Annotated in this window: 15 protein-coding genes; 5 read left to right on the top strand and 10 right to left on the bottom strand. The window is 65.5% G+C overall.

Annotated elements, in window-relative coordinates:
• Positions 1-92: 92 nt before the first annotated feature.
• The 3 genes from Q1Y33_RS03810 to Q1Y33_RS03800 form a co-directional block, all read right to left on the bottom strand.
• Entirely contained in the window at positions 93-716 is a 624-nt protein-coding gene (locus Q1Y33_RS03810; RefSeq protein WP_300798426.1) for a 16S rRNA (guanine(527)-N(7))-methyltransferase RsmG, read from the bottom strand.
• 79 nt (positions 717-795) lie between these two features.
• Positions 796-1,356: an RNA polymerase sigma factor gene (locus Q1Y33_RS03805; RefSeq protein ID WP_300798425.1), complete on the bottom strand. Its 561-nt coding sequence runs from the start codon at positions 1,354-1,356 to the stop codon at positions 796-798.
• Positions 1,347-2,501 (bottom strand): glycosyltransferase, encoded by a 1,155-nt coding sequence (locus Q1Y33_RS03800; RefSeq protein WP_300798424.1) that lies wholly within the window; start codon positions 2,499-2,501, stop codon positions 1,347-1,349. Before Q1Y33_RS03800 ends, Q1Y33_RS03805 begins: the two co-directional genes overlap by 10 nt.
• Before the next feature lie 60 nt (positions 2,502-2,561).
• On the opposite strand from Q1Y33_RS03800, the gene tgt reads away from it, so the two are divergent.
• Positions 2,562-3,692, top strand: coding sequence for a tRNA guanosine(34) transglycosylase Tgt (gene tgt / locus Q1Y33_RS03795; RefSeq protein ID WP_300798423.1), 1,131 nt, complete (start codon positions 2,562-2,564; stop codon positions 3,690-3,692).
• Between the two features lie 107 nt (positions 3,693-3,799).
• On the opposite strand, the gene Q1Y33_RS03790 is transcribed toward tgt, so the two are convergent.
• Positions 3,800-4,219: a hypothetical protein gene (locus Q1Y33_RS03790; RefSeq protein ID WP_300798422.1), complete on the bottom strand. Its 420-nt coding sequence runs from the start codon at positions 4,217-4,219 to the stop codon at positions 3,800-3,802.
• A 226-nt stretch (positions 4,220-4,445) separates the two neighbouring features.
• Here Q1Y33_RS03790 and Q1Y33_RS03785 point away from each other — a divergent pair, with 226 nt between their 5' ends.
• Genes Q1Y33_RS03785 through Q1Y33_RS03770 form a run of 4 tightly spaced genes read left to right on the top strand, consistent with a single transcriptional unit; the run spans position 4,446 to position 9,731 of the window.
• Positions 4,446-5,549 (top strand): LptF/LptG family permease, encoded by a 1,104-nt coding sequence (locus Q1Y33_RS03785; protein WP_300798421.1) that lies wholly within the window; start codon positions 4,446-4,448, stop codon positions 5,547-5,549.
• Between the two features lie 9 nt (positions 5,550-5,558).
• On the top strand, positions 5,559-6,524 hold the full coding sequence (locus Q1Y33_RS03780) for a PASTA domain-containing protein (protein ID WP_300798420.1): 966 nt from the start codon (positions 5,559-5,561) through the stop codon (positions 6,522-6,524).
• Positions 6,524-7,669 carry an RluA family pseudouridine synthase gene (locus Q1Y33_RS03775; protein ID WP_300798419.1) on the top strand — a complete coding sequence of 382 codons (1,146 nt, stop codon included), beginning with the start codon at positions 6,524-6,526 and terminating at the stop codon, positions 7,667-7,669. Before Q1Y33_RS03780 ends, Q1Y33_RS03775 begins: the two co-directional genes overlap by 1 nt.
• 28 nt (positions 7,670-7,697) lie before the next feature.
• Positions 7,698-9,731: a YgiQ family radical SAM protein gene (locus Q1Y33_RS03770; protein WP_300798418.1), complete on the top strand. Its 2,034-nt coding sequence runs from the start codon at positions 7,698-7,700 to the stop codon at positions 9,729-9,731.
• Positions 9,732-9,974: 243 nt separating this feature from the next.
• Here the strand turns inward: Q1Y33_RS03770 and Q1Y33_RS03765 are convergent, their stop codons facing one another.
• The 6 genes from Q1Y33_RS03765 to Q1Y33_RS03740 all read right to left on the bottom strand — a co-directional run bounded on the left by Q1Y33_RS03765 (position 9,975) and on the right by Q1Y33_RS03740 (position 20,619).
• On the bottom strand, positions 9,975-11,258 hold the full coding sequence (locus Q1Y33_RS03765) for a putative sulfate exporter family transporter (protein ID WP_300798417.1): 1,284 nt from the start codon (positions 11,256-11,258) through the stop codon (positions 9,975-9,977).
• A 32-nt stretch (positions 11,259-11,290) separates the two neighbouring features.
• A complete protein-coding gene (locus tag Q1Y33_RS03760; RefSeq protein WP_300798416.1) occupies positions 11,291-12,487 on the bottom strand; it encodes a porin in 1,197 nt (398 codons plus the stop codon).
• 168 nt (positions 12,488-12,655) lie between these two features.
• Complete coding sequence (locus Q1Y33_RS03755; RefSeq protein WP_300798518.1) at positions 12,656-13,336, bottom strand: ABC transporter ATP-binding protein; 681 nt, start codon at positions 13,334-13,336, stop codon at positions 12,656-12,658.
• Between the two features lie 46 nt (positions 13,337-13,382).
• Positions 13,383-15,785 carry an ABC transporter permease gene (locus Q1Y33_RS03750; protein WP_300798414.1) on the bottom strand — a complete coding sequence of 801 codons (2,403 nt, stop codon included), beginning with the start codon at positions 15,783-15,785 and terminating at the stop codon, positions 13,383-13,385.
• Between the two features lie 16 nt (positions 15,786-15,801).
• Positions 15,802-18,204, bottom strand: a complete 2,403-nt coding sequence (locus Q1Y33_RS03745; protein WP_300798412.1) for an ABC transporter permease — start codon at positions 18,202-18,204, stop codon at positions 15,802-15,804.
• Positions 18,205-18,228: 24 nt separating this feature from the next.
• A complete protein-coding gene (locus Q1Y33_RS03740) occupies positions 18,229-20,619 on the bottom strand; it encodes an FtsX-like permease family protein (protein WP_300798410.1) in 2,391 nt (796 codons plus the stop codon).
• Positions 20,620-20,621: the final 2 nt, after the last annotated feature.

Genomic DNA, 20,621 nt, shown 5'->3' with positions numbered 1-20,621 from the left:
TGCCGGGACGCGCAGAGGAGGGGGGGGGGTCTGAATGCGCTGGGTGGCAGTAAGTTAGAGCATGCGGGATGCCGGGATGTCGGGATGTGCGGTCAGCGTTTGGGGGTATAGACCACCTTTTTCGTCTCGAAAAACTCCTCGTCGAAGAAACGCGGGATGTCGTAGATGTACCACCGCTTGCCGGTGCGGCCCAGCTCCTCGGCCAGATCGCCCCCCTTCAGGTAGAGGATGCCGTTGGGCAGCGAGCCCCGCTCGCCCGGCTCGATCAGTTTCCACACCCAGCCGACAAACTCGGGCATGGCCGTCACGGCCCGCGAGACGACGTAGTCGAACCGTTCGGCGAGGGTCTCGACCCGCACCGCGCGCGCCTCGAGGTTCTCCAGGCCGAGCGAACGGGCAACCCCCTCGACGACGGTGATCTTCTTGCGGATCGAGTCGGCGGCCAGGAAGCGCGCCCCGGGAAAGAGGATCGCCAGCGGCACCGACGGGAAGCCGCCGCCGCACCCCACATCGAGGATGCGCGCCCCCGGGGCGAAGGTGCAGACCCGCGCGATGGCGAGCGAGTGCAGCACGTGCCGCAGGTAGAGCTGGTCGAAGTCCTTGCGCGAGACGACGTTGATCTTCGCGTTCCAGTCGGCGTAGAGGTCCCACAGCGCCGCAAACTGCTCGCGCTGGCGCGGCGTCAGGTCGGGAAAGTATTTCAGGATCAGTTCCATGGCGGTTGTATTTCCGATTGTGTGCCGGGGCTCGTGCAACGGGCGGTCCGGGCCGTTGCGGTCCCGGGCGCCGCGGTCGTCACTTCTCGCCCTCGGCAATCATGCGGCACATCTGCTCGCGGGCGCGGTGTATCTGCGTCTTGACCGTGCCGAGCGGCAGCGAGAGCTTCGCGGCAATCTCCTCGTAGGAGTATTCGTCGAAGAAGCGCATCAGGATGAGCTGCCGGTAGCGCGGCGCGAGGCGTTCGAGGTAGTGTTCGATCTGCCGGCGCTGCTGGAGGTTGATGAAGCTCTCCTCGGGGGTCGGGGCGTTCGAGGCCGGGGCCGCGAAGCGCTCGTCGATGGGCAGGTCCTCCTGCCGGCGCCGCACGTAGTCGATGAAGGTGTTGCGCGCGATGGTGTAGACCCACTGTCCGAAGGTGTAGTCCGGCCGGTAGCGGTGCAGGTTGATGTAGACCTTGATGAAGGTCTCCTGCAGCAGGTCGTCGGCGTCGTTCACGCCCCCGAGCCGCTGCACGAAGAGCCGGTAGATGGCATCGCGGTAGCGGTTGAAGAGGTATTCGAAGGCCGCGTCGTCGCCCTCGAGCACCCGTGTCACGAGCTGCCGGTCGTCGGCTACGATATAGTCTGCTATCTCCATACGCGGTCGTCCCTGCGCAGCAGCATCACCCCGAGGGCCAGGGCCCACAGCGGGCTCAAAAGGTCATAGATGAAATAGCGGCTCATGAGGCGCTCCTCGCCCAGGCGCTGCGCGATGCGGCGCACCTCGACGAAGACCGTCACATAGCGTGCCACAAGCAGCAGCAGCGCCCCCAGCTTGTACTCGAGCGGCATGACGGCCACGGCGCAGATCACCGCAAGGAAGAAGAGCGAGCGCGACCCCAGCTCCCACTGGATGTAGTTCTTGACCGCCTGCGGGTAGAAGCGGAAGGCCGAGCCGTAGTAGCGCAGGCAGCCCATCCACCAGCTCATGCCGCCCCACGCCTTCTCGCGCAGCGTGGCCCGCGGCGAGAGGATGACGCTCACGTTGTCGCGCGTCATGACCCGCTGCATGAAGAGGTCGTCCTCGCCGATGTTCATGTTCAGGTGGCTGAAGCCGTTGGCGCCGAAGTAGATGCGCTTCGTGAAGCCGAAGTTGTGGAGGATGCCCCGGTAGGGACGCCGCCGCACGGCCCGCGCGATCCAGTCCACGGCGTGCATCATGCGCCACGCCCGCATCATGTAGTTCGTGAAGCCCTTGAGGCGCTCGACGCCGCAGTAGCCCACGACGATGTCACCCCGCATGAAGCCCTTGGCCATGAGCGAGAGCCAGCGGTCGGTCTGCGGGCAGGCGTCCGTCGACGTGAAGACCATGCACTCGTAGTGCGCCGACTTGATGCCCACGTTCAGGGCCATCTTGCGCGAGATGGGGAAGCGCGGGTCGAGGTGGATCTTCGTCGTCGTGATGAGCGGGAACGACTGCTTGAGCCGCACCAGGTCGGCATAGAAGTCGGTGTCATGGCCCACGTAGACGATCACCACCTCGAAGTCGGGGTAGCTCTGCGCCAGGATGAGCGGCAGGCGCTCCTCGACGAACGAGTAGTCCTCCGAGAACATCGGCACGATGACCGACACGGGCGGTTCGGTCTCGCGGACCGTCGGCCGGCGGTTGTTCTTGTAGCCCGGGATGCGGCCGTAGACGAAGATATAGTAGTAGAGCTGCACGCCCAGCAGCAGAAGCAGCGCTCCCGCGAGGGCGGCGCCCTCCCAGCCGTAGCAGGTCAAAATACGTTCGATGAGTTGCATGTTGACGAAATATGCGCCAAAGATAGAAATATTTTGCGTATTTTTGCCGCACAGATGAGCATGAAATTTACAGTCGAACACAAAGACCCGGCGTCACACGCCCGGGCGGGGAGCCTGACGACCGACCACGGCGTCGTCCGCACCCCGATCTTCATGCCCGTAGGCACGGCAGCGACCGTCAAGGGCATCTTCCACCGCGACGTGCGCGACGAGGCGCACGCGCAGATCATCCTCGCAAACACCTACCACCTCTACCTGCGGCCCGGCATGCAGATCATCGAGCAGGCCGGCGGCGTGCACCGCTTCTCCACGTGGGAGGGGCCGATGCTGACCGACAGCGGCGGATTCCAGGTTTTCTCGCTCGCGGCGTGCCGCAAGCTCAAGGAGGAGGGGTGCCACTTCCGCTCGCACATCGACGGCTCGAAGCACCTCTTCACACCCGAGAGCGTCATCGACACCGAGCGCACAATCGGCGCCGACATCATGATGGCCTTCGACGAGTGTCCTCCGGGCGATGCGCCGCGCGACTATGCGGCCCGCTCGCTCGACCTGACGGAGCGCTGGCTCGACCGCTGCTTCGACCGCTACCACCAGACCGCACCCAAATACGGACACTATCAGGCGCTCTTCCCCATCGTGCAGGGGTGCACCTACCCCGACCTGCGGGTCCGCGCCGCCGAGAATGTCCAGCGCTACAACGCCGACGGATACGCCATCGGCGGGTTGGCCGTGGGCGAGCCGACGGAGGTGATGTACGAGATGATCGAGGTGGTGAACGCCGTCCTGCCCGAAGACCGGCCCCGCTACCTGATGGGGGTCGGCACGCCGGTGAACATCCTCGAGGGGATCGAGCGCGGCGTGGACATGTTCGACTGCGTGATGCCCACGCGCAACGGCCGCAACGGCCAGCTGTTCACGGCCGAGGGGGTCATCAACATCCGCAACAAGAAGTGGGAGGCCGACTTCTCGCCCATCGATCCCGAAGGCACGGCCTTCGTCGACACGCTCTACTCGAAGGCCTACCTGCACCACCTCTGCACCTGCGGTGAGATGCTCGCCGCGCAGATCGCCTCGCTGCACAACATCGCTTTCTACCTGCGGCTGGTCACGATGGCCCGCGAGCACATCCTGGCCGGGGACTTCAAGGCGTGGAAGGAGGCGATGGTCCCGCGCCTCACGCGCCGGCTGTAACCGCCGGGGCGAGGCAGGGTCATCCGCACGCAAAAAAAGCGCCGTCAGCCCGACAGGGCCGGCGGCGTTTCCTTATTGAAGGGCGGATCGGGGTGCGGAAGCGGGGATCAGCGGGATGCCACCGCACGCCCCGCCCACAGGCAGAGCAGGTAGACGGCAGCGACCGCCACAAGGCATACGGTCTCCCAGGCGGGTACCGTGCGCAGCAGCCCGGCCGAAGCGCCGTCCATCACCCGGTAGTACACGACAACTCCCGGAACCAGCATCGCCGCAATGCAGGCGGCGAGGAACCAGCCGGAAGCCTTCACCCGGCGGTCGGCGGCCCGGAGCTCCGTGGCGGAAGCCTGCGCGGCACGCAGCTGCGCACGCCGCGTGCGGGTGAGCAGCACGACGACGCTCGGCGGGCAGATCAGGATCGGCAGCAGCCACCACGCCGACCAGCCGTTGCGACCCGCGCCGCGGAAAAAGGTCACCAGTGCATAGAGATACCAGGCGAACAGAACGCAATAGAGAAGAATCGTCCACATAGGCATTCGTTTTTGGTTGCGGAACAGGATGGAAAAGCCCGACACGGGGCTTGTGGCAAATATAAAAAAAACAGAGACAAAAACAAATTCCGCAGGCCGTTTTTTCGCGTCGCGTGCCGAAATCCGGCGGCAAAATTCCCGCCCGCAGGGGCGCGGCACCGCATCCGCCGCCATTTTTTGGAAAAAGCGCACGGATTTCGCGCGAAATGTCGTACATTTGTGGGCTATGAGACTGAAATTCCCCGGATTCAAAATCCTGGACCGCTACATACTCGGCAAGTTCCTCGCCACGTACTTCTTCGCCATCGCGATGATCATCGTCGTCGTCGTGCTCTTCGACTACGTGGAGAAGGTCGATGACTTCACGGAGCTCCACGCCCCCTTCAAGGCCGTGATCTTCGACTACTACCTCAACTTCATCCCCTTCTTCATCAACCAGTTCAGCGGTCTTTTCACCTTCATCGCCTGCATCTTCTTCACCTCGAAGATGGCCTACCAGACCGAGATCGTCGCCATGCTCTCGGGCGGCATGTCCTTCCGCCGCCTCATGTGGCCCTACTTCCTCGGCGCACTGATCATCGGCTCGCTGTCGCTCGCCCTCAACCTCTGGCTTATCCCCATCTCGCAGCGCCACATCGTCGACTTCGAGTCGCAGTATATCCGCCGCAAGCAGAACGCCCGCTACGACCAGCACATCTACCGGCAGATCGAACCCGGCACCTTCGCCTACATCCGCGGCTACAACGGCGGCTCGCACCGCGCCCTCTTCTTCGTGCTCGAACACTACGAGAAGGGCTCGATCACCCACTCGCTCGAGGCCGCCGACGCCAAGGTCGACCCCCAGACCCGCCGCTGGACCGCCCCGCGCTACACCCGCCGCGACTTCGACTCGCTGGGCGCCGAACGTTTCGAACAGTACCGCAACCTCGACACGCTCATCAACCTCGAGGTCACCGAGCTGGGCGAGATCAACGACCTGATCCAGACGATGAACATCTCCGAGCTCAACGACTTCCTCGCCCAGCAGCGCGCCAAGGGATCCGACTCGATCAACATCATCCAGGTCGAACGCCATGCCCGCTACGCCTACCCGCTCTCGACCTTCATCCTGACGCTCATCGGCGTGTCGCTCTCTTCGCGCAAGGTGCGCGGCGGAACCGGTCTGCACATCGGCATCGGAACGGGTCTCTGCTTCTCGTACATCCTCTTCAACCGCTTCTTCGAGGAGTTCGCCAAGAGCGGAACGCTCCCGCCCGGACTGGCCGTCTGGCTGCCCAACATCATCTACCTGGGCATCGCCGTCTACCTCTACCAGAAAGCACCGAAATAACACCGACCCATGAAGAATCCCGCATACTACAAGGAGCGCTGGCCGCTGCTCTTCAACCTCGCGCTGATCGTCGCGATCATCCTCGTACTGGCCGTCGCGGCCCACGTCGTCATGCAGCTCGGCACACGCCACGGCGCCCGCCGCACCGTGCCCGACTTCGCCGGCATGCCCCTCAAGGCAGCCCTCGCCGAGGCGCAGAAACGCGACCTGAAGATACACGTCAACGACTCGCTCTTCGTGCCGGCCTACGAGGGCGGCATCGTCCTCGACCAGCTGCCCGAGCGCGGCGTCGAGGTGAAGCCCGGGCGCACGGTCTACATCACGATCAACTCCTTCCGCCAGAAGATGGTCCCCGTGCCCTATGTCGCGGGACGCTCGCTGCGGCAGGCCAAGAACATGCTCGAGATCGCCGGACTGGAGATCGACGAGCTGGTATACCGTCCCGACATGGCCACGAACTACGTGCTCGAGGAGTACCTCGACGGACAACCCGTGCTGCCCGAGAGCCGCCTCGAGGCCGAGATGGGCAGCGGCGTGACGCTCCACGTCGGCATCGCGGAGGGGGCCGGACCCGCGATCGTGCCCCAGCTCATCGGTTCGCCGCTCCAGGCCGCGAAGGGACGTCTCTGGGAGACGGGGCTCAACGTCGGGCGCATCGACTTCGACGAGGGGGTGAACCTGCTCAACCAGAAGGACGCCCGCGTCTACATCCAGACCCCCTCGGCCGAGCGCAACGCCCAGCCCGGCTCGCGCGTGGACCTCAGGCTGACGCTCGACACGAAAAAGGTGGCCGAAAACCGCGCCGCAGCGGAAAAGGCTGCCCGCGAGATCGCCGAGGAGCGCATGCGCCTCGAGGAGGAGCGGGCCGATTCGCTGGCGCAGGCCGCCCTGGAACGGGGGCTGGCCCTGCCCGCGGAGCAGCCGGCGGCGGAGAGCGATGAAACCGAGTCGGAAACCGACGCATTCTTCTTCTGATGACCGACATGCAACATACGGCGCCCGGACGCGCGGCCGCACGCCCGGAGACGGACGACGAACTGAACGACCTGGCGGACTCGGGCATCGGGTCGGACGAGGAGGCGGACGACGACGAGGGCGCGGGGCTCTACGAGCACTTCGCCGTGGTGGCAGACAAGGGGCAGACGCCCATGCGGCTGGACAAGTTCCTCACCGTGCGCATGGAGCACTGCTCGCGCAACCGCATCCAGGCGGCGGCCGACAGCGGCAACATCCTCGTCAACGGCAAGGCCGCAAAATCGAGCTACAAGGTCAAGCCGCTGGACGACATCCGCATCGTGATGCCCTATCCGCGGCGCGAAGTGGAACTGCGCCCGGAGAACATCCCGCTCGACATCCCCTACGAGGACGACGACCTGCTGATCGTCAACAAGCCCGCGGGGCTGGTCGTGCACCCGGGCGTGGGCAACTACACGGGCACGCTGGTCAACGCGCTGATGTACCACCTGCAGGGCACCGACATCGTCGGCGACGGCGAGCTGCGCGCCGGGCTCGTGCACCGCATCGACAAGAACACCTCGGGGCTGCTCGTCATCGCCAAGAACGAACAGGCGCACGCGCGGCTGGCCAAGCAGTTCTTCGACCACACGATCACGCGCCGCTACGTGGCCCTCGTGTGGGGCAACTTCGAGGCCGACGAGGGGACCATCACCGGGAACATCGGACGCAGCCCCCGCGAACGGCAGAAGATGTATGTCTTCGCCGACGGGTCGGACGGCAAGCACGCCGTGACGCACTGGCGCGTGCTGAAGCGCTACGGCTACGTGACGCTCGTGGAGTGCCGCCTCGAGACGGGCCGCACGCACCAGATCCGCGTCCACATGGCCTGGCAGGGCCACCCGCTCTTCAACGACGAACGCTACGGCGGCGACCGCATCCTCAAGGGCACGACCTTTGCCAAATACCGGCAGTTCATCGAAAACTGCTTCGCGACGATGCCCCGGCAGGCGCTGCATGCCCGGTCGCTGGGCTTCGAACACCCGACGACCCACCGCGAGGTGCTCTTCGAGAGCGAGCTGCCGGAGGATTTCCGCGCCGTGCTGGCCAAGTGGGAGAGCTACACCGCAGGATCATCCCCCGAGGCGGCCGACAAGGAGCCGTAACCCCGACTGTCAGACACAGCAACGAACCATGTTTCTGCCTACGACCATCAAGGAGGTGCGCGCCCGCGGATGGGACGCGCTCGACGTCATCCTCTTCACGGGCGACGCCTACATCGACCATCCGGCCTTCGGCGCCGCGGTCATCGGCCGCCTGCTCGAGGCCGAGGGGTACCGTGTGGCCGTCGTGCCTCAGCCCAACTGGCGGGACGACCTGCGGGACTTCACCAAGCTGGGGACGCCGCGGCTCTTCTTCGGCGTCACGGCCGGGGCCATGGACTCGATGGTCAACCACTATACGGCCAACCTGCGGCTGCGCCACGACGATGCCTACACGCCGGGCGGCAAGGCGGGATTCCGCCCCGACTACGCCGTGACGGTCTACACGCGCATCCTCAAGCGGCTCTTCCCCCACACGCCGGTGGTGGTCGGCGGCATCGAGGCCTCGCTGCGCCGCCTGACCCACTATGACTATTGGAGCGATGCGCTCAAGCCCTCCGTGCTGGCCGAGGCGGGTGCCGACCTGCTGATCTACGGCATGGGCGAGCGCGTCGTCGAGCAGGTGGCCCGCACGCTCCGCAACGGATACAACGCCAAGCTGCTGCGCAAGCTGCGGCAGGTGGCCTTCCTTGCCGACGAGGAGTATGTCGCGCGGCTCGACCCCGCGCGGACGATCCGCCTGCACTCCTTCGAGGAGTGCTGCCGCGACAGGCGCGCCTTCGGCGAGAACTTCACCGTCATCGAGACCCAAAGCAACCTCATGGAGCCCGAGGCGACGCTCGTCGAGGCGGTGGGCGACCGCTATGTCGTCGTCACGCCGCCCCACGCGACGATCACGACCGAGGAGCTCGACCGCTCGTTCGACCTCCCCTACGAGCGGGCGCCCCATCCGCGCTATGCGGGCAAGGGCGACATCCCGGCGTGGGAGATGATCCGCTTCTCGGTGAACATCCACCGCGGTTGCTTCGGCGGCTGCGCCTTCTGCACCATCTCGGCCCATCAGGGCAAGTTCGTCACCTCGCGCAGCGAGCGGTCGATCCTCGCCGAGGTGGAGCGCGTTGTGCGGATGCCGGGCTTCAAGGGGTATCTCTCCGACGTCGGGGCCCCGTCGGCCAACATGTACCGCATGGGCGGACGCGACCGGAGGCTCTGCGCGCGCTGCCGCCGCGCCTCGTGCCTCCATCCGAAGCGCTGCCCGAACCTCGACAACGACCACCGGCCGCTGCTGGCGCTCTACGAGAAGATCCGCGCCGTGAAGGGGATCAAGAAGGCCTTTGTCGGCAGCGGCATCCGCTACGACCTGTTCGACGACTCGCCCTACCTCGAGACGGTTATCCGCCACCACACCTCGGGACGGCTGAAGGTGGCGCCCGAGCACACCGAGGAGCATGTGCTGCAACTGATGCGCAAGCCCCCCTTCGCGCTCTTCGAGCAGCTGAACGCCGATTTCCACCGCATCTGCCGCCGCGAGGGGCTCCCCTACCAGTTGATCCCCTACTTCATCTCGTCGCACCCCGGCTGCACGGAGCAGGACATGCGGGCGCTGGCCGACAAGGTGCTCGGACGGCTGCACTTCAACCTCGAGCAGGTGCAGGACCTCACCCCCACGCCGATGACCCTCTCGTCGGTGATGTTCTACACGGGCGAGAACCCCTATACGCACGAGAAGGTCTACGTCGCCCGCTCGCAGGAGGAGAAGCGGCGGCAGAAGAGCTACTTCTTCGGCGGGAAGATGGCGGCCCCGGGCAGACCGGGTGGACCAAGTGGATCAGGTGGACCAGGTGCTTCGGGGCGGCGCAGCGCGCGACCGGCCGTACACGCGGCAGACGGCGCGGCCCGGCACAACGGAGAGAGAATCTCCCCGGACAAAGGGGAGAGAACCGCTCCGGACAAAGGAGACAGAACTGTTCCGGCCAAAGGGGCGGCCACCCGCAGCGGGGTCGGAAAGAACCCGGCAGGCAGCGCGGGTCGGCAGAACGGAGAAAAGACGGCCTCGCGGCAGGGATTCCGCCCGCCGCGTCACGCCGGATCGGGCACCGGAACGACTTTCCGCAAGAAGCGGTAGCGCAGGCCGGCACCGACTACAGGCCAACTTTTCGGGCACTCCTTCCGACAGTCCTCCGGAGGAACGGCGGGCAATCTTACCGGATGCGGTTCCGACAAAGCGCCCGACCGCTGCCCCGACATTCCACAAGGGAACTCCCATTGAACAAAAATCCCCGCTCCGGGCCGAAGAATCGGTTTCCGGAGCGGGGATTGTGTATCGGATCGGGCAGCGGCCGGAACGCGGCGGCCCTCCTGCGGCCGGTTATGCCCACATGGGCTTCAGCACGCCGAAGAGCAGCACGGCGATTACGAAGGTCACGACGATGTTGAAGCACTGCGCCGTGAGGAAGGCCCACAGGGCGTTGCGGTTCTCCTTCGAGATGATCTCCTTGAGGCGCGTCTCGAGCCCCACGCAGACGAACGCCAGCGAGAAGAAGAGCGTCGAGAACATCTTGGCGACAGCCGGCTCGGCCAGCTTGCCCCGGGCGTCGGGCGTAAAGAGCCCGTAGCTCTGGCAGAGGCTGAAGACGAGCGAGGCGGCGACGAAGCCGAGGATGAACTTCGGGAACTTCTCCCAGACGATGCCCGCCGAGGGGCGGGCGCCGCCCTGCTCGCCGCGCGTCGAGAGGTAGAGAGCGATGAAGAAGGCCACGACGCCGATCAGCACGTTCTGCGCCGCCTTGATGATGACGGCGTGCCGGTTGGCCAGGTCGCTCACCATCATGCTCGAGGCCGCCACGCCCGACGTCGTGTCGATCGTGCCGCCGATCCACGCGCCGGCGACCTCCTGCACCGTCTCCGGGTTGTCGAAGAGCAGCGGCAGCAGCCACGAGGCCAGCCACGGCATGAGGTAGATCATCGGGACGACGACGATCAGCACGAGCGAGACGATGTAGGACAGCTTGCGGTCGTCACCGCCCGCCACGCGCGCCGCGGTGATGCAGGCCGAGACACCGCAGATCGAGACGCCGCTCGAGAGAATCATCGCCGTGCGCCGGTCGACGCGCATGCGCCGCGAGACCCGGTAGGCGAAGAACCAGACGACGGCCACGACAAGGCAGGCCTGCACCAGACCGAAGATGCCCGACTTCATGACGTCGCTGAAGAGGATTGTGGCACCGAGGCAGACGACGCCGATCTTGATGTAGAACTCGCCCTGGATTGCGGGCTTCATCCACGCGGGAACGTGCCACACGTTGCGGATCAGCAGGCCGAAGAGCACCGAGAAAAAGACCGACTCGAAGCCGTAGTAGGCCACCGCGGGAATCTTGGCCACGACCTGCGCCAGCAGCGAGACGGCGAAGACCACGACGAGCGACGGCAGCAGCCCCCGCATCGGACGGCGCAGCAGCGCCATGCCCGCATAGAGGACGATGAGGACGATCACGAACAGCAGGGCGATGTTGTACCAGGCGACCTCGCCCACGAGGGTCGAGGGGATGCCGGGCAGCCGGTCGGGGATCAGCAGGGCCAGGGCCAGCAGCGGGATCGAGACCCAGACGACGACCCAGTCCTCGACACGGAGTTTTTCAAGCAGTGTTTTCATGGATTGCAAGGGATAATTCGGTTGATGAAAAATCAGAAGATACCGGAGAACATCACGGCAACGACATTGCGGTCCGCAATGCCCGGCGCGGCGTAGTGTTCATAGGTGTAGTTGAGCTGGCAGCGCAGGTACTTCACGGGGTGCCACAGGATGCCGGCGGTCCAGTTCGTCTGGCGCGAATCGGCCGAGGCGGTATCCGGGAGCAGCGTGTCGTAGCGCACGACGGGCATCAGCGACGGTGTCACGCGCACGCCGCCCAGCACGTACCAGCCCGAGCTGTCGAACGTTCCGGCGGCATACTCCTCCGTGGCGGCATAGCCCGTGCGGCCGCCGATCCACTCGCCGCGCACCACGCCGCGGCCGTGGTCGTAGCAGACCCCGGCGCTCACGCGCTGCCGCTCGAGGCAGTCGGCACCGTACTCGCCGCCGTACCACGACCCGGAGAGCGTCAGGCCCCGCACGGGACGGAACATCAGCCGCGCCACGACATCCTTCGAGCGGTTGTTGTCCTTGAGGTTGATGCCGGCGCCGTTGAACACACCCACGTCGTAGGAGAGCAGCGCCCGGCCCTCACACTCGACGAGCGTGCCGTAGAGCGTGAGGCCCATGTCGCGGCCCGTATCCTTGAGCGTCTCGCCGCCCTGCATCACGCCGCCGACCATGCGGCCGCCAATCGGCTCGGCAAAGCCCATGAGCCGCTGCAGGGCCAGCGGGTACTCGATCAGCTCGAACTTCAGGGGGACGTAGTCGGTATTTTCAATCGTGAAGGGAATCTTGTACTCGCCCAGCTTGAAGTTCAGCTGCCGGAAGGGCCGGTACTGGAGGTAGGCGTCGACGATCTTGGGCGAGGAGGCGAACTCCAGCTGCACGCGGTAGTCGAGCGTGCGTGCCAGGGCGCCCCGCAGGTCGAGCCGCACGCGCTTGATGAAGAACGACGAGCTCCCGTCACTCCATTCGTAGCCCGCCTGCACGTAGCCCGAGAGGCGGGGAAGGCGGTCGAGTCGTGCGTCGCGAGCCGCAGCCTGCGCCTTCAGCGCCGCGACTTCGGCCGCCAGCGACTCGAGCGAGGGGGTTTCGGCGGCAGGGACTGCCGCGGAAGCCGGGACGGGAGCCGTCCCGACAACGGATGCGCCGGTTGCCGGAGCGGCGGCGGGAAGCTCCGCGGCCGGCTGTCCGGCCCGGGCCCCGAGCGACCACGCGAGCAGCGCAAGGGTCAAAAGAGGTTTCATAAACGGGAGATTGGGGTTTTCACCGCAAAGGTCGCAACTCCGCGCCAAACAGGCAATACGCGAAAATACCTAAAAAGGGGCCGGGCAATGCCCGGCCCCCGCCGCTTGTGGTGAGGGATTGGTGAACTTTTTATTTTACGGACCGGCGGTCCCACCCGCCGGCACGCATCAGAGTCGGTTGGTCAGGTCCTGCACCAGCTCGCCGTCGAACAGGTGCAGCACCCGGTGCGCATAGGTCGAGTCGTGCTGCGAGTGGGTCACCATGATGACCGTCGTGCCGTCGTGGTTCAGTTCCGAGAGCAGCTCCATTACCTCGCGCCCGTTCTTCGAGTCGAGGTTTCCGGTGGGCTCGTCGGCGAGAATCAGCTTGGGGTTCGCCACCACGGCGCGGGCGATGGCCACGCGCTGCTGCTGCCCTCCGGAGAGCTGCTGCGGGAAGTGCTCGGCCCGGTGCGAGATGTTCATGCGGCTCAGGATCTCGTTCACGCGGCGCTTGCGCTCGGCAGCCTTCACACGCAGGTAGATCAGCGGCAGCTCGACGTTCTCAAAGACGTTCAGCTCGTCGATGAGGTTGAACGACTGGAAGACGAAGCCGATGTTGCCCTTGCGGAAGCGCGTGCGGTCCTTCTCGCGCAGCGCGGCCACCTCGCGGTCCAGCAGCCGGTAGCTGCCCGACGTGGGGTTGTCGAGCAGGCCCAGGATATTGAGCAGCGTCGACTTGCCGCAGCCCGAGGGGCCCATGATGGCGACGAATTCGCCCTCGTTCACTTCGAACGAGACGCCGTTCAGGGCAATAGTTTCGATCTCTTCGGTACGGAAAACCTTGCGGAGGTTCTCCACTTTCAACATGGACATAACAGAAAATTTTGAAGGTTATACAATTTTTTATTTATATTTATTCGCTTTTTACCGCGTCGGCAGGGTTTTCGTCGGCCGTGCGCCACGAGCAGAAGGTCACCGTCCCGACCGTGACGGCAAGCACGACGGCCAGCGCCGCGAGGGGAATCCAGACCGAGAAGGGGGCCCGGAAGGCAAAGGTCGAGAGCCAACGGTTGATGATCCAGAGGCTCACGGGCAGGGCGATGAGGAATCCGACGCCGACAAGCACGAGATAGCGGCGGTTGAAGAGCCGCAGCACCTCGGCAGTCGTGGCGCCCATCACCTTGCGCACGGCCACCTCGCGGCGGCGGTGCTGCGCCTCGAACAGCACGATACCGAAGACACCCATCAGCGCGATGGCCACCGACAGCAGCGTGAAGAGCCCCACGACGGTCGCCAGACGCCGCTCCTTGGCATACTCCTCGCCCAGTTCCTCCTCGAAGGTGCGGACCTGAATCTCGCCCGGCGAGAGGTGCGGGTCCGCCTCGGCGATGCACTGCCGCAGGTAGCCGGCCACGCCCTCCACGTCGGCATCGGGGCGGTAGCGCAGGTAGAGCAGCTGCGAGGCGCGGCCGTTTGAATTGCGCGACCACTCTTCCGGGACCACATAAAAGACGAAGGGAACGACGCCGTACTGCATCGGGCGGAAGTTGAAGTCGGCGCAGACGCCCACGAGGGGATCCGATCCGAAGAATCCGCCGATCTCGTCGCCCAGCTCGAAGCCGTATTCGCGGCGGGCCGCCTCGTTGCAGATCAGCATACCGGTGGGCTTGTGCTCGTCCGATTCGAGGAAGTCGCGCCCGTCCGTAACGGGGATACCCATCATCCTGAGGAAGTTCCAACGGACGATATAGGCCTGCATGCTGATCCGCCGCTCCTTGTAGGTGCGGCCCCACGCCATGCGGCTGACGCTGACCAGACGCCCTTCGGCCCCCGTGACGTCGACCACGCGCGGGTCGGCGAGCAGCCGGTCACGCAGGGCATCGTAACTCAGTGCGGCCTTTTCGGAGAGCTGCACGGCCATCAGGTTGCGGCGGTCGAAGCCCATCTCCTGCCGCAGCATGTAGTTGTGCTGGCGCAGGATGTTGCCCGTGGCGATAATCAGCCCCATCGAGATGGTGAACTGGAAGCCCAGCAGCAACAGGCGCAGGCGCCGTCCGCCGGAGGTGCCGGCAAAGGAGCCCTTGACGACCAGCGCCGGGCGGAACGAGGTGATGTACCACGCCGGGTAGAGGCTCGCCACGAGCGCCATGGCCACGGCCACGATCAGCACGAGGCCGAGCACCGGGAAGTTGGCGGCCAGGGCGAGCGACGCGGAGATGTAGCCCGCCAGCTCGGTGCTCTGGATGGCGAAGGAGAGGTACCACGCCAGCAGCAGCGCGATGAAGACCAGCCCCACGGCCTCGAAGACGAAGCTGAAGCGCAGCGCGGCATTCGAGGCGCCGAAGACCTTGAAGGTGTTGACCGTGCGGATGCGGACGGGAACCAGCGCGAAGAAGAAGTTGACGAAGTTGATGAAGGCCAGCACGATGACCAGCAGGGCGATGCCCAGCAGCGAATAGGTCGTCACGGCGGAGCCCTGGGCGCACGGCACGCGGCCGTCGGCCTCGAAGTAGAGGTCGCGGATGCACGACAGGCGGATGGGCTCCGTCTCGAGCACCCCCTCCTCGTTCGCCTCGCCGGGATACATCTCCGCGTAGACCTTCTTCCACTCCTCGATCACCTGCCGGGGGTCGGCGCCCGGATGAAGCCTGACAAAGTAGTTGTAGCTCCACTCCGAAGAATCGTCGATGCAGCGGTCACCCAGGTCCATGGCCATCTGGCAGCCGGAGAGCAGCGAATTGGCGGGAAAATCCTCGAAGACGGCCACCACCTCACAGGCATTTTCGGCCGTGGGCCGGTCGGTGTCGCACCAGAGCATGTCGCCGATGCCGACGCCGAGTTTTTCGGCCGTCGTGCGCGAGATGATGACGCTCTGTGCGCGCTTCAGGTCGTGGACGTCGCCCGCGACGGTCTTGAAGTCGAAGACGTCGAGCAGCGACAGCGAGATCATGCCAAACTCGAAGTTGAAGCGGTCGTAACCCATCTTCGAGGCGTTCTCGCGCAGCACGACCGAGGGGCCGAAGCCGCTCCAGGTGCAGCCGCCGGCCTCGACGGCCGAGGTCGAGGAGATCAGCCGTTCGACCATGGGCCGGCAGACCCAGGCCTGCCAGGCGCCGGGTTCGTACCAGTCGGTGGTTTCGACAAGGTAGATGCGCTCCGAATCGCGGAGCGTCCGGTTGTAGGTCAGCTCCCAGCGCACCTGCACCAGGATGATGTAGAAGGCCGTGAAGGCCAGTGTCAGGCCGATGATGTTGAGCAGCGACGAGAGTTTGTAGCGCCGCAGCGTCGTAAGAAAGTTTCGGAAAGCGATTTTCATATCGGAAGATTGTTGTTTATTCGGATTTGACGGCGTCTGCGGGGTTCTCGCCGGCCGTGCGCCACGAGCAGAAGGTCACCGTGGCGACCGTGACCGCAAGCACGACGGCAAGGGCCGCGGCGAAGACCCACCACCGCAGCGGCGTGCGGTAGGCGAACGACGCCAGCCAGCGGTCGACGATCCAGTAGCCGACCGGCGCGGCAATGACGAAGCAGACGGCGACCAGAGCAACGTAGCGGCGGTTGAAGAGCTGCAGCACCTCGGCGGTCGTGGCGCCCATCACCTTGCGCACGGCCACCTCGCGGCGGCGGTGCTGCGCCTCGAACAGGACGATGCCGAAGACGCCCATCAGGGCGATGACGACGGCCAGCACCGTAAAGAGCCCCACGATGGTCGCGATGCGCCGCTCGCGGGCGTACTGCGCCTCGATCTCCTCGTCCATGAAGCGTATCTCGACCGGGTCACAGTCGGGGTCGAGGCGCTCGACCGTCTGCCGGATATGGTCGCAGGCGGCATCCGGGTCGGCCCCGGCGGCCAGGCGCACGTAGAAGGTCTCCATGTCGCCGGGGATGGTCACGAAGGCGAACGGCACGACGGGGTATTGCAGCGGCCGGAAGTGGATGTCGGGGCAGATGCCGACGACGGTGCCGTCGTCCAGCCGGTCGCCGAGCCCGAGCCCCTTGCGGGCGAGCAGGTCGTTGACGATGTAGTGCAGCGTCGTGTCGCGGTCGTACCCGGGGCGGAAGTTCTCGCCGGCGAGGACCGGGATACCCAGCACCTCGAGGAAGTTGCTGCGCACGGGGCGCACGTGGATCATCACCTCCTCGCCGCCGATCTCCCGGCCCCAGATCGAGTAGTTTCCGACCACGAGCGGACCCTGTCCCGCCGTGACGCCGATGATCTGCGGGTTCTGCTTCAGGGCCGACGCGAACTCATCGAAGCGGTCGGTACGGATCAGCCGCTGCGAGTTCGTCCCGAAGGTCAGCATCCGCTCATGTTCGAAGCCCAGGTCGAAGCGGCGCACGTAGCGCTGCTGCAGGAGCGTAAAGGCCGAGAAGACGATCAGTGCGATCGAGACCGTGAACTGCACGCCGAGCAGCACCGTGCGGAAGCGGCGCCCCGCCGCCGAGCCGACGAACGACCCCTTGGCGGCCATCGCGGGGTTGAACGAGGTGATGTACCACGCCGGGAAGCTCCCGGCAACGAGCGCCGCGACGAGCGACACCGCGAGCGAGATGGCCAGCACGGGGAGGTTGTCGCCGAGGGACAGCGAGCTGCTGACATACGAGGCGAACTCAGTGCCCTGCAGCGTGATGGCCACATACCAGGCGCAGAGCTGCGAGAGGATGACGAAGCCGAGGGCCTCGAACAGGAAGCTGAAGCGCAGCGAGGCGTTCGGCGCGCCGAAGACCTTGAGGATGTTGACCGCCCGCAGCCGCACGGGCAGCAGCGCGAAGAAGAAGTTGACGAAGTTGATCAGCGCAATCACGATGACGAGCACCGAGACGCTCAACAGCGAGTAGGTCAGCGTGGCCGACCCGCTGGGGAAGGTCCCCATGCCGTCGAAGACCCGGCGGTCGAAATAGATTCGGTCGAGCGGCACGAGCAGGCAGTCGCACGGGTCCTCCATATCCTCCTCGGTCAGCTCCTCGCCCCAGATCGGCGCCATGCGCTCGACGTAGGCACGGTAGTTCTCCTCGTGGATACGCTCCCAGCGCCGGGCCACCGCGTCGGGGTCGGCCCCCACACGCAGACGGACGAAATAGCAGTCGTTCCAGTAACTGGCCTGGTTGATATCCCGGTCGCCGACGTCGGTCACGGCGACGATGTGCGCAAAGGAGCTGTTCGCGGGGAAATCCTCGTAGACGGCCACCACTTCGTGCTGTGTGTCGATGCGCTTGCCCTCCCGGTCGCCCAGCCAGAGCAGGTCACCGACATGCACGTCGAGCCGTGCGGCCTGCGAGCGCGAGAGCGCTACGCTGTTGGGCTGCGTCAGGGCTCCGAGATCGCCCTCGACGGCGCGCATGCCCACAGTCGTGAGAAAGCCCGTCGAGACGGTGTTGAGCGACATCCGGAAACGGTGGAACTCGCCGTGGCGCTTCACCCAGACGGGCTGGTCCCAGCGCCAGGGGCGGATGCAGCCCCCGGCCTCAATTTCGGGTGACTGCGCGATGAGCTGCTCGCCGTCGGGGCGGGTCGAGCAGATCGAATAGCCCGTTTCGTCGAACGGCGAGCGGGGCGCCACCAGGCAGATGCGGCCGGCATCGGGGATGGCGCGGTTGAAGGTCAGCTCCCAGCGCACCTGCACCAGGATGACGTAGAAGGCCGTGAAGGCCAGTGTCAGCCCGATGACGTTGAACAGCGACGAGGCCTTGTAGCGCCGCAGCGTCGTGAGAAAGTTATGGAAGGCAATTTTCATGGCAAAGGCAATTTATCCGGACAATCAGTTCTTGAGCGATTCGATGGGGTCGGCATCCGCGGCACGGCGGCTCTGCCACCCGACCGAAAGCAGCGCCACGACGGCCGCGAAGAGCCCGGCGGCAAGGAAAATCCACGGCGAGAGGGCAATGCGCACGCTGTACTCCTCCAACCAGCGCCCCAGTCCCCAGACGGCGACCGGCACGGCGATGACGAAGGCCGCGCCCACGAGCATCATGAAGCGCTGCACGAGGCGCGAGAGCATCTCGCCGCGCGTGGCTCCGAAGACGCGGCGCACGGCGATCTCCTGCCGCCGCTGCTGGATGTAGTAGGCCGCCATGGCGAAGAGCCCCAGCGAGGAGATGAGCAGCGCCACAAGGGTGAACAGCCCGATGATGTGCAGCAGGCGCCGCTGTGCGGCGAAGTCGTCGGCAATCTCGTCGGTGATGTAGCGGGCCGAGAAAGAGGCGCCGTCGGTCGTCTGCCGGAAGAGTTCCCCGACGGCCCGGTAGGCCGCGGCATGATCCCCGCACGTCTTCACGAGGATATTCCAGGGATAGAATCCGTCGGGATCGTTCACCTCGCGCAGCAGCGCCGAGGTCGGGGCATCGAGTGTCGTGCCGATCTGGAAGTCGCGGTAGATGCCCGCAACGGCAATCGGATAGGAGAGGTTCTCACCCAGCCTGAATTCGGGGGCATCCTCCGCAATACCCAGCTCGCGCAGGGCATACTGGTTGATGTACCAGACATTCGAGGCCCAGAAATTCCGGGATGCGGCACGCTCGTTCGCAACGGCCACATGGTTGTCGCGCAGCCGCTCGAGCCCCAGCATGCGGAAGTAGGTCGAGTCGCCGATGAAGACCTGGAACGAGACCATCCGGTCGGGTCCGCACGCGATGGTGTTGTTGTTGCCGCGGTCGTGAGGCGTGCCGCATCCGAGCCCGACGGCCTCGACCTCGGGCAGCGAGTGCAGTTCGTCGCAGAAGCGGCGCATCGAGCTCCGGTCGGGGAAAATGTCGGTTCCGATATTAAGGATGTCGCGCGTCTCGTAACCCAGCGGGGCCTGCACCAGATGGCGGATCTGGAGCCCGATGGTGATCGAGGCGGCGAGCAGCGCGATCGTGATGACGTTCTGCAGGGCGATGAGCAGGCGGCCGTAGAGGGTCCTGGTCCGGCGGCGGAAGGTGCCGCGCACGATGTCGATGGGTTGGTAACGCGAGACGACGAGCGCCGGAGCAAGGCCCGAGACCACGCCCAGCGCGACGACGGCGAGCAGGCTCACACCGGCCACCGGCCACGAGATGTCGTCCCAGACGGCGACCTTCGTACCGAGCAGCCGCGAGGCCCACGGGACGAAGAGCTCGGCAAAGCACGAGGCGACGACAAGCGCTGCGGCGCAGAAGAGCGTCGATTCGAGAATCCACTTGAGGAAGATGTTGCCGCGCGAGGCGCCGAGCAGACGCCGGGCCGCCATCTCGCGGGCCCGGAAGCCGGACTGTGCCACCGTGAGGTTGATGTAGTTCATCACGGCGAAGACGAGCACCACGAGCCCCACGCCCAGCAGGATCAAGAGGAACGAGCGGCTGCCGTGGGCCAGTTTGCTGGAGTCGTTGACCGGCTCGAAGTAAAGTTCGCGCAGCGGGATGAGCCGCACCTGCTGCACGACATTGCCCTGATAGGGCCAGTAAATCTCCCTGAAGAAGGCGAGCATGTCGGGGACCTTGGCCTGCAGGTCGGCCCCCGGGCGGGCGAGCAGGAAGGTCACGCCGGCGCCGCTGTTGGACATGCGTTCGTCGTTGGCCGCATTGGTCTCGGTGATGCGCTCGGCCCGCATGACGATGTCGGCCGCGGGGATCGTCGAGCGCTCGATGTCGCGCATCACGCCGCTGACGACGTAGGTGCGCTCGTCGTTATCGACGCGAAGCGTCTGCCCCAGCGGGTTGAAGGTCCCGAAGACCTTGCGGGCGAACGACTCCGAGAGGACGACGTGCTCACGGGCGGCGAGCGCCTCTTCGCGCGAGCCTTCGAGCAGCGGGAAGTCGAACATCCGGAAAAAGGTCGTGTCGGCATAGAGCACCGAGGCGAGGAACTTCTGCCGGCCGATCTCCACGGGGGTCGTGCCCGCATCCGAATCCTCGAAGAAAACCACGGCGCAGGTCGATTCGATCTCCGGGTAGCGGTCGCGGAGGTGTTTCTGGAGGTAGTAGCCGCTGGAGACCGACTCCTCGGAGCAGACGGCATAGATGCGGTCGGCCCGGGTCTGATAGTTGTCGACGGTGAGCTGCCGGAGCGTATAGTCGGCCACGAGCAGCACGAAGGCCAGCGCAAGGGTCAGGCCGGTGAAATTGACGGCCGTATAGAGGCGGTTGCGCCCCAGGAAGGTGAACCACGAACGGAAATCGAGTTGGCGGAACATGT

Origin of the sequence: uncultured Alistipes sp. (assembly GCF_949296715.1) — a bacterium.
GTDB lineage: Bacteria > Bacteroidota > Bacteroidia > Bacteroidales > Rikenellaceae > Alistipes.
The sequence above is the reverse complement of the archived record's forward strand: the minus strand, read 5'-3'. Positions and strand labels throughout refer to the sequence as shown.

What these genes read in the sequence shown, in the direction of transcription:
- Q1Y33_RS03810 (WP_300798426.1), bottom strand. Translation starts at nt 716, where the DNA reads ATGGAACTGATCCTGAAATACTTTCCCGACCTGACGCCGCGCCAGCGC.
- Q1Y33_RS03805 (WP_300798425.1), bottom strand. Translation starts at nt 1,356, where the DNA reads ATGGAGATAGCAGACTATATCGTAGCCGACGACCGGCAGCTCGTGACA.
- Q1Y33_RS03800 (WP_300798424.1), bottom strand. Translation starts at nt 2,501, where the DNA reads ATGCAACTCATCGAACGTATTTTGACCTGCTACGGCTGGGAGGGCGCC.
- tgt (WP_300798423.1), top strand. Translation starts at nt 2,562, where the DNA reads ATGAAATTTACAGTCGAACACAAAGACCCGGCGTCACACGCCCGGGCG.
- Q1Y33_RS03790 (WP_300798422.1), bottom strand. Translation starts at nt 4,219, where the DNA reads ATGTGGACGATTCTTCTCTATTGCGTTCTGTTCGCCTGGTATCTCTAT.
- Q1Y33_RS03785 (WP_300798421.1), top strand. Translation starts at nt 4,446, where the DNA reads ATGAGACTGAAATTCCCCGGATTCAAAATCCTGGACCGCTACATACTC.
- Q1Y33_RS03780 (WP_300798420.1), top strand. Translation starts at nt 5,559, where the DNA reads ATGAAGAATCCCGCATACTACAAGGAGCGCTGGCCGCTGCTCTTCAAC.
- Q1Y33_RS03775 (WP_300798419.1), top strand. Translation starts at nt 6,524, where the DNA reads ATGACCGACATGCAACATACGGCGCCCGGACGCGCGGCCGCACGCCCG.
- Q1Y33_RS03770 (WP_300798418.1), top strand. Translation starts at nt 7,698, where the DNA reads ATGTTTCTGCCTACGACCATCAAGGAGGTGCGCGCCCGCGGATGGGAC.
- Q1Y33_RS03765 (WP_300798417.1), bottom strand. Translation starts at nt 11,258, where the DNA reads ATGAAAACACTGCTTGAAAAACTCCGTGTCGAGGACTGGGTCGTCGTC.
- Q1Y33_RS03760 (WP_300798416.1), bottom strand. Translation starts at nt 12,487, where the DNA reads ATGAAACCTCTTTTGACCCTTGCGCTGCTCGCGTGGTCGCTCGGGGCC.
- Q1Y33_RS03755 (WP_300798518.1), bottom strand. Translation starts at nt 13,336, where the DNA reads ATGTTGAAAGTGGAGAACCTCCGCAAGGTTTTCCGTACCGAAGAGATC.
- Q1Y33_RS03750 (WP_300798414.1), bottom strand. Translation starts at nt 15,785, where the DNA reads ATGAAAATCGCTTTCCGAAACTTTCTTACGACGCTGCGGCGCTACAAA.
- Q1Y33_RS03745 (WP_300798412.1), bottom strand. Translation starts at nt 18,204, where the DNA reads ATGAAAATTGCCTTCCATAACTTTCTCACGACGCTGCGGCGCTACAAG.
- Q1Y33_RS03740 (WP_300798410.1), bottom strand. Translation starts at nt 20,619, where the DNA reads ATGTTCCGCCAACTCGATTTCCGTTCGTGGTTCACCTTCCTGGGGCGC.